14 protein-coding genes are annotated in these 14,782 nt (G+C 56.1%); 10 read left to right on the plus strand and 4 right to left on the minus strand.

The window, feature by feature from the left end; all coding sequences use genetic code 11:
* The first annotated feature begins 280 nt into the window (after window positions 1-280).
* The 3 genes from HMPREF2875_RS10410 to HMPREF2875_RS10420 all read left to right on the plus strand — a co-directional run bounded on the left by HMPREF2875_RS10410 (window position 281) and on the right by HMPREF2875_RS10420 (window position 4,555).
* Window positions 281-1,663, plus strand: coding sequence for a hypothetical protein (locus HMPREF2875_RS10410; protein ID WP_070672922.1), 1,383 nt, complete (start codon window positions 281-283; stop codon window positions 1,661-1,663).
* A 246-nt stretch (window positions 1,664-1,909) separates the two neighbouring features.
* Window positions 1,910-3,067 carry an alpha/beta hydrolase gene (locus tag HMPREF2875_RS10415; RefSeq protein WP_070672923.1) on the plus strand — a complete coding sequence of 386 codons (1,158 nt, stop codon included), beginning with the start codon at window positions 1,910-1,912 and terminating at the stop codon, window positions 3,065-3,067.
* Between the two features lie 93 nt (window positions 3,068-3,160).
* Window positions 3,161-4,555: a GntP family permease gene (locus HMPREF2875_RS10420; protein WP_070672925.1), complete on the plus strand. Its 1,395-nt coding sequence runs from the start codon at window positions 3,161-3,163 to the stop codon at window positions 4,553-4,555.
* A gap of 425 nt (window positions 4,556-4,980) precedes the next feature.
* On the opposite strand, the gene HMPREF2875_RS10425 is transcribed toward HMPREF2875_RS10420, so the two are convergent.
* From HMPREF2875_RS10425 to mmuM, 3 genes are read right to left on the minus strand one after another with little or no spacing between them, the layout of a single operon-like run.
* The gene (locus HMPREF2875_RS10425) at window positions 4,981-5,472 is read right to left on the minus strand and encodes a gluconokinase (protein ID WP_070672927.1); all 492 of its coding nucleotides are present in this window, start codon (window positions 5,470-5,472) and stop codon (window positions 4,981-4,983) included.
* Between the two features lie 47 nt (window positions 5,473-5,519).
* Window positions 5,520-5,906: a hypothetical protein gene (locus HMPREF2875_RS10430; protein ID WP_070672929.1), complete on the minus strand. Its 387-nt coding sequence runs from the start codon at window positions 5,904-5,906 to the stop codon at window positions 5,520-5,522.
* Window positions 5,907-5,950: 44 nt separating this feature from the next.
* The gene (mmuM, locus tag HMPREF2875_RS10435) at window positions 5,951-6,829 is read right to left on the minus strand and encodes a homocysteine S-methyltransferase (RefSeq protein ID WP_070672931.1); all 879 of its coding nucleotides are present in this window, start codon (window positions 6,827-6,829) and stop codon (window positions 5,951-5,953) included.
* A gap of 445 nt (window positions 6,830-7,274) precedes the next feature.
* Between mmuM and HMPREF2875_RS10440 the strand changes: the two genes are divergently transcribed.
* On the plus strand, window positions 7,275-7,829 hold the full coding sequence (locus HMPREF2875_RS10440) for a CAP domain-containing protein (protein WP_070672934.1): 555 nt from the start codon (window positions 7,275-7,277) through the stop codon (window positions 7,827-7,829).
* Between the two features lie 335 nt (window positions 7,830-8,164).
* The gene (locus HMPREF2875_RS10445; protein WP_141754617.1) at window positions 8,165-8,905 is read left to right on the plus strand and encodes a GntR family transcriptional regulator; all 741 of its coding nucleotides are present in this window, start codon (window positions 8,165-8,167) and stop codon (window positions 8,903-8,905) included.
* Here the strand turns inward: HMPREF2875_RS10445 and HMPREF2875_RS10450 are convergent.
* A complete protein-coding gene (locus HMPREF2875_RS10450) occupies window positions 8,891-9,556 on the minus strand; it encodes an HAD family hydrolase (RefSeq protein ID WP_070672936.1) in 666 nt (221 codons plus the stop codon). The two genes, HMPREF2875_RS10445 and HMPREF2875_RS10450, sit on opposite strands and share 15 nt — an antisense overlap.
* A gap of 206 nt (window positions 9,557-9,762) precedes the next feature.
* Between HMPREF2875_RS10450 and HMPREF2875_RS10455 the strand changes: the two genes are divergently transcribed.
* From HMPREF2875_RS10455 to HMPREF2875_RS13310, 5 genes are read left to right on the plus strand one after another with little or no spacing between them, the layout of a single operon-like run.
* On the plus strand, window positions 9,763-10,902 hold the full coding sequence (locus tag HMPREF2875_RS10455; RefSeq protein ID WP_070672938.1) for an ABC transporter substrate-binding protein: 1,140 nt from the start codon (window positions 9,763-9,765) through the stop codon (window positions 10,900-10,902).
* Complete coding sequence (locus tag HMPREF2875_RS10460; protein WP_070672940.1) at window positions 10,902-11,819, plus strand: ABC transporter permease; 918 nt, start codon at window positions 10,902-10,904, stop codon at window positions 11,817-11,819. Before HMPREF2875_RS10455 ends, HMPREF2875_RS10460 begins: the two co-directional genes overlap by 1 nt.
* Window positions 11,804-12,649: an ABC transporter permease gene (locus tag HMPREF2875_RS10465; protein ID WP_083311914.1), complete on the plus strand. Its 846-nt coding sequence runs from the start codon at window positions 11,804-11,806 to the stop codon at window positions 12,647-12,649. The genes HMPREF2875_RS10460 and HMPREF2875_RS10465 overlap by 16 nt, the downstream gene beginning before the upstream one ends.
* 1 nt (window position 12,650) lies before the next feature.
* A complete protein-coding gene (locus HMPREF2875_RS10470) occupies window positions 12,651-13,754 on the plus strand; it encodes an ABC transporter ATP-binding protein (RefSeq protein WP_070672942.1) in 1,104 nt (367 codons plus the stop codon).
* Window positions 13,747-14,598: an alkaline phosphatase family protein gene (locus tag HMPREF2875_RS13310; RefSeq protein WP_083311915.1), complete on the plus strand. Its 852-nt coding sequence runs from the start codon at window positions 13,747-13,749 to the stop codon at window positions 14,596-14,598. Before HMPREF2875_RS10470 ends, HMPREF2875_RS13310 begins: the two co-directional genes overlap by 8 nt.
* The last annotated feature ends 184 nt before the right edge of the window (window positions 14,599-14,782 follow it).

The raw sequence follows: 14,782 nt of genomic DNA on the forward strand, positions 1-14,782 counted from the left end.
TTTAGTTGATGTCCAAACGGTCAAGAAGACGTTTCCCCAGAATACGGTCTAGATGACAAGACCAAGGTAAACGCAATTTTCTTAGCCAATTGTTCACCTGCGTGTCACCCTATCGATATTTGCTTTGCAGCCCAAAAATATTAACAATCCTCAGGATGCGGGATCCTGAAAGCCCCCCTTAAAGTGGCTTCTCGTCACACACTGAGCAATACAGCGCAGCACAGCGCAACCACAGTGCGTCACCACATTGCCCCAAACATTTTCATCCAGGAGAACAATCATGACCATGCGTCGTCGTACCGCTGGCCTCGTGGCCGGCCTCGCGATTGCAGGCACCGCCCTCATCGCACCGGCTGCATCCGCAGCAACCCACACCGAGTCCTACCCGGAGACCCCGGCTGTCAACGCCAAGCTCCCCATCGTTCACACTTCTCACGGTTCCGACCACATGAAGGCCAACGTCCTCAACCCGCGTCCGGTATGTAACCCGTGGGAGGACCACCGCACCGTGGTCTACAAGGTGACCGACAACTTCATGCCGGCTGGCACCATCTCCACCACCAACCAGACCAAGAAGGACATTCCGCTGCAGCAGAACCTGTCCAAGTCCCAGTCCATCACCCTGTCCGTCAACGGTGACCGCACCGAGACCACCTCCATGAACTTGGGCGGCAAGGGCTCTGGCAAGGGTGCTGAGGGCTCCTTCGGTGTCTCCCACCAGATTGCCACCAAGCTCGGCGCTTCCGCTTCCTACTCCCTGTCTTGGGAAGCTGGCCAGTCCATCGGCCCGTACGACGTTCCGCCGAACCACACCGGTGAGGCTACCTACGGCTTCCGCGTTCTGAACATGACCGGTACCCAGCAGTACTGCAAGCCGAACGGCACCTGGTCCACCCCGACCTTCTGGTCCGCTATGCAGCCGATGAAGAACGAAGTTCGCGTCAAGCTCTACGACGACATCGCTGACTCCTACGCTCCGAACAAGAACGCTCAGAACACCACCGACGTCAACGACCCGAAGGTTGTTGAGGAGGAGAAGTCCCCAGAGGCTGACGCTGAGGTTCTGAAGGACAACGAGGTTGCTCCGGAGGAGCGCGCCGTATCCGAGGCTGAAGGCAAGAAGGAAGAAGAAGCCGACAAGAAGCTGCAGGACAAGGTTGACAAGGGCGAGGCTACCAAGGCTGACCAGAAGCTCGACCTCAAGCCGGTTCTGTCCACCTCCGGTGCAAAGCACGCTGGTTTCGCTGGCACCGTTGCTCTCCGCCTGGAGAACGTTGGTACCGAGCGCTACTACGGCGACTACCCGGCTGTTCAGTACCGCGTTGACGTGAAGACCGCTGAGGGCCCGAAGGGCGTTGACCGCCTCATCACCCCGCGTTCCTCCAACGGTGCTCACATCCGTGACCTGGGCTTCGACGAGAAGACCTCCACCCGCTCCTTCGAGGTCACCCTGGCTAACCCGATTAACGCTGGCGAGTCCGCTCGCGTTGCCAACCTGGACTTCGGCGACGGCAACACCAAGGAAGGCCGCATCAAGAACTACATCGAGGTCACCCAGGTTTCCCGTCTGAAGGGCGACAACTCCACCGACAACGACCAGAACGTTGACTCCCGCGAGATCACCGTGAAGGACACCGGTAAGAAGGCTGAGGGTCTGTTCTAAAACAGCCCCCTCTTCGCCGCCCCCTTGCAGCAGAGAGAGTGCAGCCCGCCGGCGCTTAGTCCGGTAATGAGAGAGTGAGTAAACCCCGACCGACAAGGTCGGGGTTTCTTTCTGTCTAATACTCCTCTATTACCCCCTCTGCAGCGAACCATTCCTCATTTATTAACACCACACAACCTTCGCGCCAAAGGACGGCAGCACACGGGCTATTTACGCTGCGCACCCCTAGTTGGCTATTGTGAACAAATGCATTTCTCTCGTTCCGCACTCGCGGGCCTTCTCTCGGTGGGGCTGATCTTCTCCCCTACCCACGTGCCCCCGGCACAGGCGCAGGCGCCACAGGCGATGAGCAGCGCTCTCGCAAACCCTGATCAGTACGCCTCTGAATTCGATCCCATCGCGCTGGGTCCTTTGGCACCAGTACTCTTCAGCGAAAACGTCTTCGCCACTTGGGGCCACGTGCTTCAGCAACTAAAGCTTCCCGTCGTGCCACCGGAAGCCACTCACCCGCCAGCGACCACAGCACCAGCACAGCTGCGCGAGCTGAGGCACATCCAAGACAATGTGTGGGAGCTCAAGGCCTATTCGCCTGCGATGGACCGCGTCATCACCAACGACATCATTCTCCCGCCGGGGGGAGTGGAGAATACGCAACCTCGCCCGACCTATTACCTGCTCGGTGGCGCGGGCGGCGGTGCGGAGGCAACGTGGTGGGATGGCGGCGGTGCCTCCGAGTTCTTCCGCGACAAGCAGGTGAATGTCGTTTCCCCACGCGGTGCTTATGGCTCGATGATGTCCGACTGGGCACAGCCCCACGACACTCACGGCAGATACAAGTGGGCCACCTACCTCACCAAGGAGCTCCCTCAACTCATTGACGCTGAATTTCATGGCACCGGCCGCGACGGCATCGCGGGCCTGAGCAACTCTGGCGGCCCCGCACTAGAACTGGCCACATTTGATCAGCGGTTCACAGTAGCTGGTTCCTATTCCGGTTGTCCCTCGACCACAGGTGTACTCGCGCAGGGATTCGCGTGGGTCAGCGCGGCGTACTACGGCACGGACCCAGCACACTCCTTCGGCGCGCCATGGGATCCGGCGTGGGCACAGCACTCACCGGTTCTCAACCTTGATCAACAAAAGGGACGGAAGACCTTTGTCATCGTCTCTCGCGGTGCCCCAGCAGACTTTGACGTCGACATTGAAGACTCACCCCTACCCGCGTTGGGCCTCAACGAGCGCTTGGACTATTGGTGCAGTGCCTTTTATGCCAGGCGTGCCACCGCCGCTGGCGTTGACCTTGACTACTACGAGCTTCCGGCGGGACGGCACACGTGGGGCCTGTTCCGCCGTGAGCTATCCATCACTTGGGCCACGGTAGGCCCAGCACTCGGGGTGGAATAACGCCTTCACCCCACCCCTCACGTGAAATTCCACACCGAGGAAACGTCTAGATCGCCACACACTGCCGCAGTAAAGTCAGTGGTTATGAATGTTATGGATACTTGGGAGCCCACACTGGGCACCGGACCACTGTTAGGGATTGCGGTGGCGGCCATCGCCGTCATCCTCATCCTCGTCATCCACTTCAAGGTGCACGCCTTCGTCACCCTTGTCACTGTCTCTGCACTGACTGCCCTCGCCGCTGGCATCCCGCTGGACGGCGTGGTTCCGACCATGACAAGTGGCTTCGGCTCGACCTTGGGTTCGGTGGCTTTGCTGGTCGGCTTAGGCGCCATGATCGGGCGCTTGGCGGAGACTTCCGGCGGCGCCAAAACGCTTGCCGACGCCCTCGTGAAACTCTTCGGCGAAAACAAAGCACCCCTAGCGCTAGGCGTAGCCTCCCTCATCATGGGCTTCCCCATCTTCTTCGATGCAGGGCTCATGGTGATGCTGCCGGTCATCTTTGCCGTCGCCAGGCGCCTAGACGGCCCAGTCCTGGCCTACGGCATCCCCGCCGCCGGCGCCTTTTCCGTCATGCATGTCTTCGTGCCACCGCACCCGGGCCCCGTGGCAGCCGGTGAGTTCTTCAGCGCGGACATCGGCCTGATCCTCATCTTCGGTCTCCTCGTTGCGCTGCCCACGTGGTATCTCTCCGGCTACCGCTTCGGACTCCACCTGGGAAAGAAGTACCCGTTCCGTCTTGAAGAAGCCGTAACCGGTGCACTCGTTAGCGATGCCGAGCTGCCGGATCGCCCGGCCTCTGCGGCCTCGGTTATCAGTGTTCTGCTTATCCCGATGGTGCTTATCTTTGGCAATACCGGGTTGACCACACTGGGCACAGCTGGTGTTGTCGATCCTTCTGCTACGTGGGTACGCTTCTTCATCTTCTTGGGCCAGACCCCAATCGCTCTGTTGATTACCACTCTGGCGGCGATGGTCATACTGGGGCTGCGTCGCGGCGAAGGCAAGAGCGCAATTGAAAAGACTGTGGAGTCTTCCCTCGGCCCCATTTGTTCCGTCATCCTCATCACCGGTGCCGGCGGCATGTTCGGCGGTGTGCTGCGCACCAGCGGTATCGGTGATGCGCTGGCGGATTCCATGTCCGGGCTCGGCATCCCGGTCATCCTGGCCTGCTACCTCATCGCTGTAGCCCTGCGCCTGGCGCAAGGTTCAGCCACCGTTGCTCTCACCACGGCCGCCGCACTGATGGTGCCTGCCGTTGAGGCTGGCGGTTTCAACGAAATTCAGCTAGTCCTCATCACGCTTGCCACCGCGGCCGGCTCCGTCTTTGGCAGCCACGTCAATGACTCGGGCTTTTGGCTCGTCGGCCGGCTCATGGGCATGGACGTATCGACCACTCTGCGGACCTGGACGGTAAACCAAGCGCTGATTTCCTCCATCGGCTTCGGCATTGTCCTTATCTTCTACGGCGCCGCCGCTTTGCTGTAGCCCTTTTTAGCTCGTTGCAATGAGCGCGACCACCTCCCTTCGCGCTCACCGACAATCCGTACTGACCTCCCTTCGCGCTCACCGGCAACCCGTGGGGCAGCCTCCTAACGCTCACGGTGAGCGCGAAGGGTGCAGGCACGTAGCACGAGCCCGACTTAACTCACTATCAAGTGCTGAAGACGCAGCCACCCTTGACAATGCAGTCTGCGGGTTGAGCGTCTGGGTAGTTGTTTTCGGCACTAATGCGGCTCAAGTCAGAACAGAGCAGGTCCCCTGGCGGACACCTACCTTCGCGCTCACCGGGCAACCCGTGGGGCAGCCTCCTGACGCTCACGGTGAGCGTGAAGGGCGGGGTGGAGTTGTGTGAGCGCGAAGGGTGGCTCCGCGATGCCTCAACACCAAGCGGGAAAGTCTTGTAGCTACAGCTAGCTCTGGAGGTACTGCGCCGCCTCGGCGGCCAGCTCCTCCGGCGCAGCGCTGACATCCAGCATTAGCCCTGCTTCTTCTGGGTGCAAGTCCTCCAGCGTCTCGAACTGCGAATCAAGCAGGGACACCGGCATGAAGTGACCAACGCGCTGGCTCATGCGCTCCTTGAGTAACTCATAAGAGCCGTGCAAATGCACAAAAACTGTGTCCGGCGCTGCAGCACGAATGATCTCGCGGTAAGAATGCTTAAGCGCGGAGCAACCGACAATGGCTCCCTCCTCGTGCTCCGCAAGGAAGCGTCCGATGGATTCGAGCCAGGGTTGCCGGTCGGCGTCGTTAAGCGCCTGCCCCGAGGCCATCTTCTCGATATTCGCCGCTGGGTGCATATCGTCCCCATCCCGAAAGGGCAGGCCGGTGCGCTGTGCCAGCAACTCCCCGACCGTGGACTTGCCGCAGCTCGAGACTCCCATGATTACGACGTGCTTGCGCATCAATCCTCCTTAAGCATCCCACGCGCTACCCAATGCACGCTGCGCGCTTAGCGCAGCGGGGCGTAGCCAAACTCGCCGCGCTGTACTTCGCCACGGGCGTTGGGTTCAAAGGTTGCACACAGTGCGGCCGCCACGTAGCGCACGCCGCCTTCCGGTGCGGAAGAACCGACGCGCTCAGCGCAGTTCTGCAGCGCGGGCAGGCCGATGTCCTGCCCCGGCCTCGTCATGGAGAAGAAGGACGCAGCCATCATGGTGTTGCCATCGGCGCGCACGTATTCCGAGGAACCCTTGATAGCCTGCCAGGCAATCGCCCCGACGGGATCAGTGCGGAATTGGTCCCGCTCAGTCTGGGTCAGCTCAGCGTTGGCGGCGGGCACGGAGAAAGACGCAACGAGCAGTACAGCGCTTGCGGCAAGAAATCGAAACTTTTTCATAGGAATACTGTATCCCCACAGCAGAGGGATTGTCTCAGTGTTTGCTATTTGCTGTCTACAGAGAGAGCTTCGCGTATTCGCCGAATCCCAGCAGGATCCACGCGGCAACAACCACCCAGCAGGCTAACCCCAGCCGCGCGTAGTTTCACAGCAGCCTCGGGCAGGCTCATCGTCTCGGCAGGAGCCGGCCGCCATTCGTGGGCGCCATAATCCCAAGACTCACCGCTGTTAGGACAAGCCAGCAGCGGCTTATCAGTGCCTGCACGAAGCGTCTTCACCACTGCGAGCGCCTGCGAAGGACTCACGCAGTTCACACCTATAGCACCCAACCGCGGTGCGTGATTGGCCAGTTCGATAACGCGCGATAGCTTCGCCGGGTCAGCAGCAATGGCACCGGTAATGCTCAGCGCAAAGGGCTTGGGTTGATCCGAGAGGAGTTCCAGTAGTGCTGCGACCTCATCAACGTTGGGGATGGTTTCCGCAAGGAGGAAATCCGCGTCTGTATCCGCGAGCACCGCTACCCTGCGAGCATGCCAGCACTGCAGCTCACCGCGGGTAAGGCCATAGGCCCCGTCATAATCAGTACCTCTCTCCGGACCCGCACCATAGGGGCCAATGGATGCGGCGACCAGCAAGCCAGGCTGGGCACTGCGCTTATCGACGACCCCACGAGCCACCCCAACACTGCGACGCAGAAGCGTCTCCGCCTCCTCGCCTAGAACATCGAAAGTGACTTGATAAGAAGCCGTGGTGGCCACTTGGGCGCCAGCAGCGAGGAACTCAGCATGAGCAGATTCAATAAGCGCGGGGTTTTCACGCAGCACTCGTGCTGACCACAGCGGGCCCGAAATGTCGTGTCCCTGGGCTTCAAGAAGGGTTCCGAGGCCACCGTCGAAAAGCAGCGGCGCATCAAAAAGTCCCATGCCGCCCGAGCCTAACAGCCAGCCTTACCCAGCGGTCTAGCTCAGCCCCTTCTTCTCAATCCACGACACATAAGTGCAAATTATCCATTCCCAGGAAGAATCCATAAATTTCCATAGAAACACCCAAGGTTTTGGACATAGTCGACCCGTCATCAACCAAAACCCCAGGATGTGAGAATGTGACCCTGAGCGACCACCCCCAATCGTCACCCCCGATCGACGTAGTATTCGGCCCAAACTATGCAAGTTCAGGCAAAAAGAGCCCGAAAGCCAAAAGAACCTTAGAACTGGGGCGAGAAGCGTCGCAAACCTAAGTGAAATCCTTAAAGCCACTGGTCAGTTAGGATTTCCAGGGCGCAACGAGCTTTAATCTTAGGCGAAAACAACCGCACGCCATGCGGGATTCACACCGCCGATAAGGCCCGACATAGAAAGGGGAACCACAATGTTCCGCCTTCAGCTTAGACGCACCACCACGAAAATTATTGCTCCGGTCGCAGCAGCCGCCACACTCCTCGCAGGTTCCGTTAACGCCCCTACTCAGGCTGGTAGTTCCTTCGGCGCCTTCAATCCGGCTTCCTTCGGCGTTGCTACCCCAGCCGCCGCTGGCACGGTTGCTCAGGCACCCTCTACCTCCGCAAGCATCCAGGGACTCATTAATCAAACTAATGCACACCGCAAGGCCAACGGCCTCGCTCCGCTGCGCGTTGATGCCAACCTGACCAACTTGGCACAGGACTGGGCCAACACCCTCAGCCGCGATGGCGTCACCCGCCACCGCCCGAACTACTGGACCTACTACCCCGCCAATCTGCCGGCTGGCGGCGAGAACGTCCTCCAGGCATGGACCGACTACAGCGATGCCCGCCTGGTTCAGCTGTGGATGGACTCCCCGGGCCACCGCAAGAACCTGCTTGACCCGCGCGCGAAGTCCGTCGGCATCGGCCTGGCCACCACCCCCGAGGGCAAGCTGTACGCCGTGCAGAACTTTGGGCGGTAGTTTCTAGCGAGCCACAGAGCCAAGCACATGGCTCGAAAGCCATCTGAAGGCCTAGCCTCCACTCTGCGTGGAAGGCTGGGCCTTCTGTTTGTAGGAGTGTTTCTGCTGGCTAACGCTCGACAACTTACCGAAAATCCTGCCTCAACAGTCAACGCTTCGAGGCCCAAAGTAGGCAATTAGACATGATGAAAATGAGGTTGCCGTAACAGGATTGTGGGGCTGAAACAGGTTTTTATCGACCACCTAGAAAGTAGACAGAAACTTAAGATAGCCTCGCGCTCGTTCAGCGCTGTATCCGTAGTTTCCATTTCCATCCAGCAGGTAAGGTAGTGCCCGTGTACAGCCTCGACCGCCAGACGCATCTTTACCTTCATATTGCCGATGAGCTTCGGTCTCGAATTGCTAGCGGCGAATTAACCCCCGGAAACGCACTCCCATCGGAACGCTCGCTTTCCCACCAATTCGAGGCTTCAAGGATCACACTTCGCCGAGCCCTAGACATCCTCGAAGCAGAGGATCTTATTGAGCGCCGGCGTGGCCGTGGTGGCGGGACTTTCATCAAATCCACACCACCCACAGTCGAAATCAACAGAATGGAAGGCTTTCTTCCCCAGCTTCGGGAACGTGGGAGAACTGTCGAATCTCAAGTCTTGGTGACCGACTTAGTCTCTGCGAACTCTGAAATTGCAGATGCATTGAAGGTCGAGCCTCGGGCACAAGTCTTTCGCCTAGTAAGGCTACGTAAAGTCAGCGGAGTTCCAATGCTCATTGAAGACTCGTACTTTCCAGTTGCGGTCGCACCCGATCTCCTAGACCAAGACCTGACGGGTTCCCTTTACGAGCTTTTGACCAACCGCTACAAAATCAAACCTACCCACAAAAGAGAGACAATTGTTCCTGCACGCGCTACTTCATGGGAGCAAAAGAAGCTTCAAATGCGGCCGGACCAACCGATACTAAGAATCAAAAGGACAACCTTTACCTCCAATGACGCTCCGATAGAGTTCTCGCTCGATGTTCTGCGTTGCGACTTGGCCCAGGTAGAAGTCGTAACAAAGCCTCTACCCGGCGCATAGATATTGCTCGGCAGCTCTACCCATCGAATCAAACGCAAAGTCGGCAATAGCAGCCGCAGCGGTATTAGCTCCTACGGCAACTGAACACATCTGGGCCCTAAGTGCAGCTCTGACGCCAGCGACGGAATCTTCGAAGACGACCACAGATTCGGGCGAAACCTTCAGGTATTTTGCGCCCAACAAGAATCCCTGGGGATCTGGTTTCCCAGCGGTTACGTCTTCGATTGTCACTGAGTTTGGGATAAGGCTATCTAACCCGTTTTCTTTCAAGACAGGTTCGAGGAGTTGCCTTGACGTACCAGTAACGATGCCTACCTTTTTGCCTTCACTCTGAAGCGTTTTGACCAATTCCGCAGTGCTAGACGCTATCAATTCTGCCCCGTGGCTCAGTGCTGAGTACCTTGCGGCCAAAGCTTGAAGGAGCTCTTCAACATCGCAAGAAGCTCCTCGAGCATCAACTAGACGACGCGAGATATCAACGTCGCTCAAGCCAAGCAATGATTCATACTCGCCATACTTTAATGGTTCAAGATCTAGATCATTTAAAGCCAGACTATAAGACTTTTCCAGAACAGCTTCATCATCACTCAACGTTCCGTTGAAATCAAAGATTACACCTGAAGCTTCACGTACTCGCTCTACAAAAGGCATCTTCGCTCCTATCAGCATCCATTTTCGGTCTTGCGACAATCAGGATAAGCAAGCCATCAAAAGGACAGGAACACTACCTTAAAGGTATTAAATTATCTTCCACTAGAGTTAACCTCTGCGGAACCTATGAGAAAGAATCAGGTGCCAGACTTTCCAATGTCCAGAAAAGATCCTCTAGCTCAATCCGGACTCGAAAGGATTCCAAAATGTCCAGCACACTGTCCCGACGCACCGTCCTCCAAGCACTCGGCCTCGGTGCAGGCCTTGCTGTAACCGGCACAACTATCGCAGCATGTGGCGGCAACGGTTCCAATTCTTCTACCAACCGCAACATCGGAAGCAATATTGACGAGATCATCAAACTCGCCCAAGAGGAGGGGGAGGTTCGTCTCATTGCTTACCCCGAAACATGGGCAAACTACAAGGGCCACTTCCAGAAATTCGAAGAGAAGTATGGTGTCAAGATCAAGGTAGACTCACCTGACGCTTCCTCTGCAGAAGAGCTTGAAGCTGTAAAGAACCTACGTGGCCAGGCAACCCAGCCGGATATCCTTGACATCGGCTATTCATTCACAACCCCGGCGATTAACCAAAAGCTCATCGAGCCTTATAAGCCGTCTAACTGGGACTCCATCCCTGAAAACCTCAAGGACAAAGATGGCATGTGGGTGGGTGCCTACTACGGTGTACTCACCTTCGGTGTTAACAAGAAGAACGTCGACGTTCCCACCACGTTCCAGGATCTCAAGGATCCACAGTACAAGGGAAAAATCGCTCTGCCAGGCGATCCACGCCAAGGTGCATCCTCAATTGCAACTGTCTTCGCTGCGGCTCTAGCAAATGGCGGATCTTTGGACGATATTCAACCCGGCATCGACTTCTTTGCCGAGCTTGCGGAGATGGGCCACCTCGTTCCAATTCTAGATCCGGCTCCAGGTATGACTACTGGAGAAGCTTCCGTTATCTTTGACTGGAACTACAACTGGATCGGTGTACAAGATCAGTTGGTCAAGGATGGCGTTGACTTCGAAATGCTCGTTCCTGAAGACGGTGTTTTTGGCAACTATTACGCACAGCCGTGCACCATCGAATCACCTCACCCGAATGCTGCTCGCCTCTGGATAGACTGGCTGACTTCTGACGAAGGTTCTGAGCAATACGCTCTAGGCGGTGCGGTACCAGCCCGCTTTACCGAGCTTTCTGAAGCAGGAAAACTCTCTGACAACGCTCTTGCAACTCTCCCTGATCCGGAGATCGTGAAGAAGGTCAAGCTCCCGAACTCTGCTCAAGGAGACAAAGCGAATTCAGTAATCGCTACGCAGTGGGCCCAGAAAGTTAAGTACTAATGGCACTGAAAACGCCCCATTCGAAAGAACCCAATCAGGACACCCACAAACCTGAGAGGCAACGCTTCAGTGGGATTAGCTTGACGACCCTATTGGGCGCTCTTCCGTACTTCGCGTTCGTAGCTGCGTTCCTGATCGTTCCCATTATCGCTAATCTCATCACGGCATTCAAAGACGCGACAGGACAACCATCAACGGAGACGATGGTTGAAGCGATAGGACCAACCTACCGCGACGCTTTTATTCTGACAATAAATTTGTCGCTTCTCACGACGATTGTGGGCGGATTCTTTGGCCTCATTATTGCTTGGGCGCTGACCTCTAGAAGAGCTGGTCCAAGTTGGCTTGCCAATTTGGTAAACAGCTTTTCCGGCTTAGCCGCACAATCAGGTGGAGTCCAATTAGCTTATGCGTTTACTGCCTTATTTGGTGCTCAGGGGCTGCTCACCGGTTTCATCCAAAAATTTTTCCCGAGCTTCAGTGAAATTTTCTCCATCACGGACTTCACCGGTGTCGCTCTGGTTTATCTGTACTTCCAGATTCCATTGATGACTGTCCTCATGCTCCCGTCCATGAGCGCGTTGAAGCAGGAATGGTTCGATGCTGCATCCTCGCTCGGAGCTACCAACACTCAGTATCTCCGTGATGTTGCGCTACCAGTACTGTGGCCACCAATTGTGGGTTCGCTGCTTCTCCTTTTTGCTAATGCCTTCGCAGCTTATGCCACGGCATATGCACTTTCAGGAGGTTCGTTAAACCTCATTCCAATTATTATCGGTTTCCTCATTAGCGGAAACGTCTTGTTGAACCCAGGGCTCGCAGCCGCACTTGTGACATGGATGATGATCATCATTGTCGTTGCAATGGGGTTACGTCTTCTACTTACACGAAGGAGCGATAAATGGCTCAGCAACTAGCCACAGCAGCCTCACCTACCGCAGACACAGCCCAGAATATCAAAGCATCCAAGCCCAACGGGCAGAACATCAACTGGGTAGTGACCACCATTTTCGTCATTGCTCTGGTTTTCTTTTTCGGCCCATGGATTGCTGCTGCAGTCTTCGGGTTCACGCGCCCCGGCGAAGGTTTTACCTTCGAACCTTTGATCTCCGCTTTTGACAACCCTCGTGCAGTATCCGCGGTTATAGACACACTTTTGCTTGCCGTAGCGACAACTCTGCTGATGCTCATCCTATTAGTCCCAACGATTGTCTTCTTGAATCTGAAATCGCCTCGGTTGGCGCGCGTAGCTGAGTTTCTGTCAGTTCTTCCTCTCGTTATTCCAGCAGTGGCACTGGTGTCGGGAGTGTCGGAATTCTACCGCGCGGTTGCACCCTCTTTCCTGGTCTCGAAATGGTCATTGGTTCCTTTGTACGTGATCGTGGCACTGCCATTGTGCTATCGAGCAATCGATGCCGGTGTTAAAGCATTGGATCTAAAAACCATGTTTGCTGCATCATCATCACTCGGGGCAACGTCGACGCAGACCTTGTTCAACGTCGTACTCCCCAACCTTCGAGTATCGATGCTTTCGGCTTCGCTCCTTTCCATTGCGATGACTTTGGGCGAGTTCGCAATCGCCTCTCTTCTTCTGCATTACACCTTCCCAGTGTTCATCGTGGAGGTATCCCGATCCAATCCCCGAGGTATTGCCGCGCTATCGTTCATCACAATTCTCATTACTTGGGCATTGATGGCATCCATCTCCGCGATTGCAAAAATCGATTCCGCCCGAAAGGAAAAGTAAAGTGAATTCTTCTCACGTAGAACTCAAAAACATCACTAAGCAGTACGGTTCAAAGACTGTGCTTGACAACCTCAATCTGGAAATTGGCAAAGCCGAACTGGTTGCGCTGTTGGGCCCTTCCGGATGCGGAAAGTCGACCACGCTTAAGATCCTTGCCGGTCTTGAACACGCCGATCAAGGTTCAGTCTGCATCGATGGCAACGAGATCTCCTACCTTCCTACTCGTCGGCGAAACATGGGAATTGTCTTCCAAGCTTATTCGCTGTTCCCGCACCTCGATGCAATAGACAATGTCGCATACGGACTTAAAATCAAAGGTCGCAGCAAGCGCGAACGACGCAATCGTGCAGGTGAATTGTTGGAACTCGTCGGGCTATCAGAACATACGACCAAATTTCCCGGACAGATGTCAGGCGGTCAGCAACAGCGTGTCGCGCTAGCCCGCGCCTTAGCGATCGAACCGCAGCTTCTGCTACTCGATGAGCCTTTGTCCGCTCTCGATGCGAAGGTACGTACCCAGTTGCGCGATGAGATTCGGCGTATCCAACTCTCAGAAGGTATTTCGACCCTCCTTGTTACTCACGACCAGGAAGAGGCCCTCGTGATGGCTGATCGTATTGGCGTGATGAACAATGGCGTTATCGAACAAATCGGCTCCCCTTCTGAGTTGTATCATCACCCCCGTTCACCTTTTATTTCTCAATTCGTTGGTGTCGTCAACCGCATTTGCGGCGAGTACAACGCAGGTTCCGTCGATGTCCTCGGCACACGTGTGGATGTTGCGAACACTGAAATTGATGCACGCGACGGGGACACCCTGGCATGCCTTATTCGCCCTGAAGACCTACGTGTTCTCCCTGACGCCAAAGGGAGCTACCGGATTCTCAATAAGCAACTCCGTGGAATTTTTACCTCTGTGATGCTCGCAGGTCCTGGCAGCACAGTGATTCGCGTTGATATGTCGGACCGCGAAGCCAGTAAGCTCCCAACCGGCAGTCAGGTGAGCCTGGAGACCTTGCGACACGATGCTGTTGTGGATTTTGCCTCCCCCGATGAGGTAGCCGAGGCCAAGGCTTTCGTCAAAGAAAGGAACGCGAATGCGTAATCCAGGAAACAGCACAACTCCAGATACCGGCGATTCAAATCGACGAATTCTACTGATTGGTTTAGACGGCGTTCGCTGGGACATTGCTGCCGAGTCGGGAGTTGGCCCCACCCTTCAGAAGCTGGCCGCAGAAGGAAGCTGGCATTCAATGCAAATGGAAGTCCCCACGATTTCTGCCCCTGGCTGGGCAAGCATTCTTACCGGCTCTACTCATGCGGAGCACGGGCTGAAAGACAACAGCTGTGTTGGTGGAAGGACGTGGAACTGTCCTGATTTCCTGTCTCAAGCTTTTTACCAGAATCAGTCAACGCGGACCTTTGCCGCAGCTGGATGGCCCGTTCTGGTAGATCCCAGCGGCCTCGGGCCGATCATTCATCCCCGAGTTGAACAACAGTACGCCGGACTTCACCGAGTGATTGTTCGTGACGGTGAAACATACGGCTACGAACGCATCGATGCAGAAGTAGCGGACTTTACCCTAGCGGCAGTGCATGGTGGGTCTTTTGATGTTGGGTTTATGTACTGCTGCAGTGTTGACGACGCTGGACACGTGTACGGACTCATGGGAAATGAGTACCGTGGCGCCATCAAATCCGTTGATGAGCATGTAGGTCGTCTCGCTTCGGCAGTCGAACAACGCGCTACTGAACACGGCGAAGACTGGCTCGTCGTTGTCACCACCGATCACGGACATGTCGACGAAGGCGGCCATGGCGGAAGCTCAGCCCGCGAACGGGAATCGTGGGTCATCGCTTGGGCACCGAATGGTTCACTACCGGAATGGCCTTTTGAGATTGAGCCACACAGGCTCTCTTCGCTAATTCTCTCCGAAAGAGCATCTTAATCTTCTAGTAGTTGGCTTCTTCGCGGGCAACAAAAGTCCACGAAGAAGCCTTTTTCTATTTAGCTCTTAAATCCTCCACCGCGGCTCCCGCTTGTTTGGTTTAGACCCCCAACCGGCCAAGGCGCCCACAAGCATGAATTCAAGAACCGGCATGTTAGGACCACGGATTTAGTAACGCCGTGGT

Source organism: Corynebacterium sp. HMSC078H07, assembly GCF_001812805.1.
Classification (GTDB): Bacteria; Actinomycetota; Actinomycetes; order Mycobacteriales; family Mycobacteriaceae; genus Corynebacterium.

Coding starts and splice junctions, on each gene's coding strand:
- HMPREF2875_RS10450 (WP_070672936.1), bottom strand. CDS start 9,556: ATGCCTTTTGTAGAGCGAGTACGTGAAGCTTCAGGTGTAATCTTTGAT.
- mmuM (WP_070672931.1), bottom strand. CDS start 6,829: ATGGGACTTTTTGATGCGCCGCTGCTTTTCGACGGTGGCCTCGGAACC.
- HMPREF2875_RS10410 (WP_070672922.1), top strand. CDS start 281: ATGACCATGCGTCGTCGTACCGCTGGCCTCGTGGCCGGCCTCGCGATT.
- HMPREF2875_RS13310 (WP_083311915.1), top strand. CDS start 13,747: ATGCGTAATCCAGGAAACAGCACAACTCCAGATACCGGCGATTCAAAT.
- HMPREF2875_RS10460 (WP_070672940.1), top strand. CDS start 10,902: ATGGCACTGAAAACGCCCCATTCGAAAGAACCCAATCAGGACACCCAC.
- HMPREF2875_RS10430 (WP_070672929.1), bottom strand. CDS start 5,906: ATGAAAAAGTTTCGATTTCTTGCCGCAAGCGCTGTACTGCTCGTTGCG.
- HMPREF2875_RS10425 (WP_070672927.1), bottom strand. CDS start 5,472: ATGCGCAAGCACGTCGTAATCATGGGAGTCTCGAGCTGCGGCAAGTCC.
- HMPREF2875_RS10420 (WP_070672925.1), top strand. CDS start 3,161: ATGGATACTTGGGAGCCCACACTGGGCACCGGACCACTGTTAGGGATT.
- HMPREF2875_RS10440 (WP_070672934.1), top strand. CDS start 7,275: ATGTTCCGCCTTCAGCTTAGACGCACCACCACGAAAATTATTGCTCCG.
- HMPREF2875_RS10455 (WP_070672938.1), top strand. CDS start 9,763: ATGTCCAGCACACTGTCCCGACGCACCGTCCTCCAAGCACTCGGCCTC.
- HMPREF2875_RS10415 (WP_070672923.1), top strand. CDS start 1,910: ATGCATTTCTCTCGTTCCGCACTCGCGGGCCTTCTCTCGGTGGGGCTG.
- HMPREF2875_RS10465 (WP_083311914.1), top strand. CDS start 11,804: ATGGCTCAGCAACTAGCCACAGCAGCCTCACCTACCGCAGACACAGCC.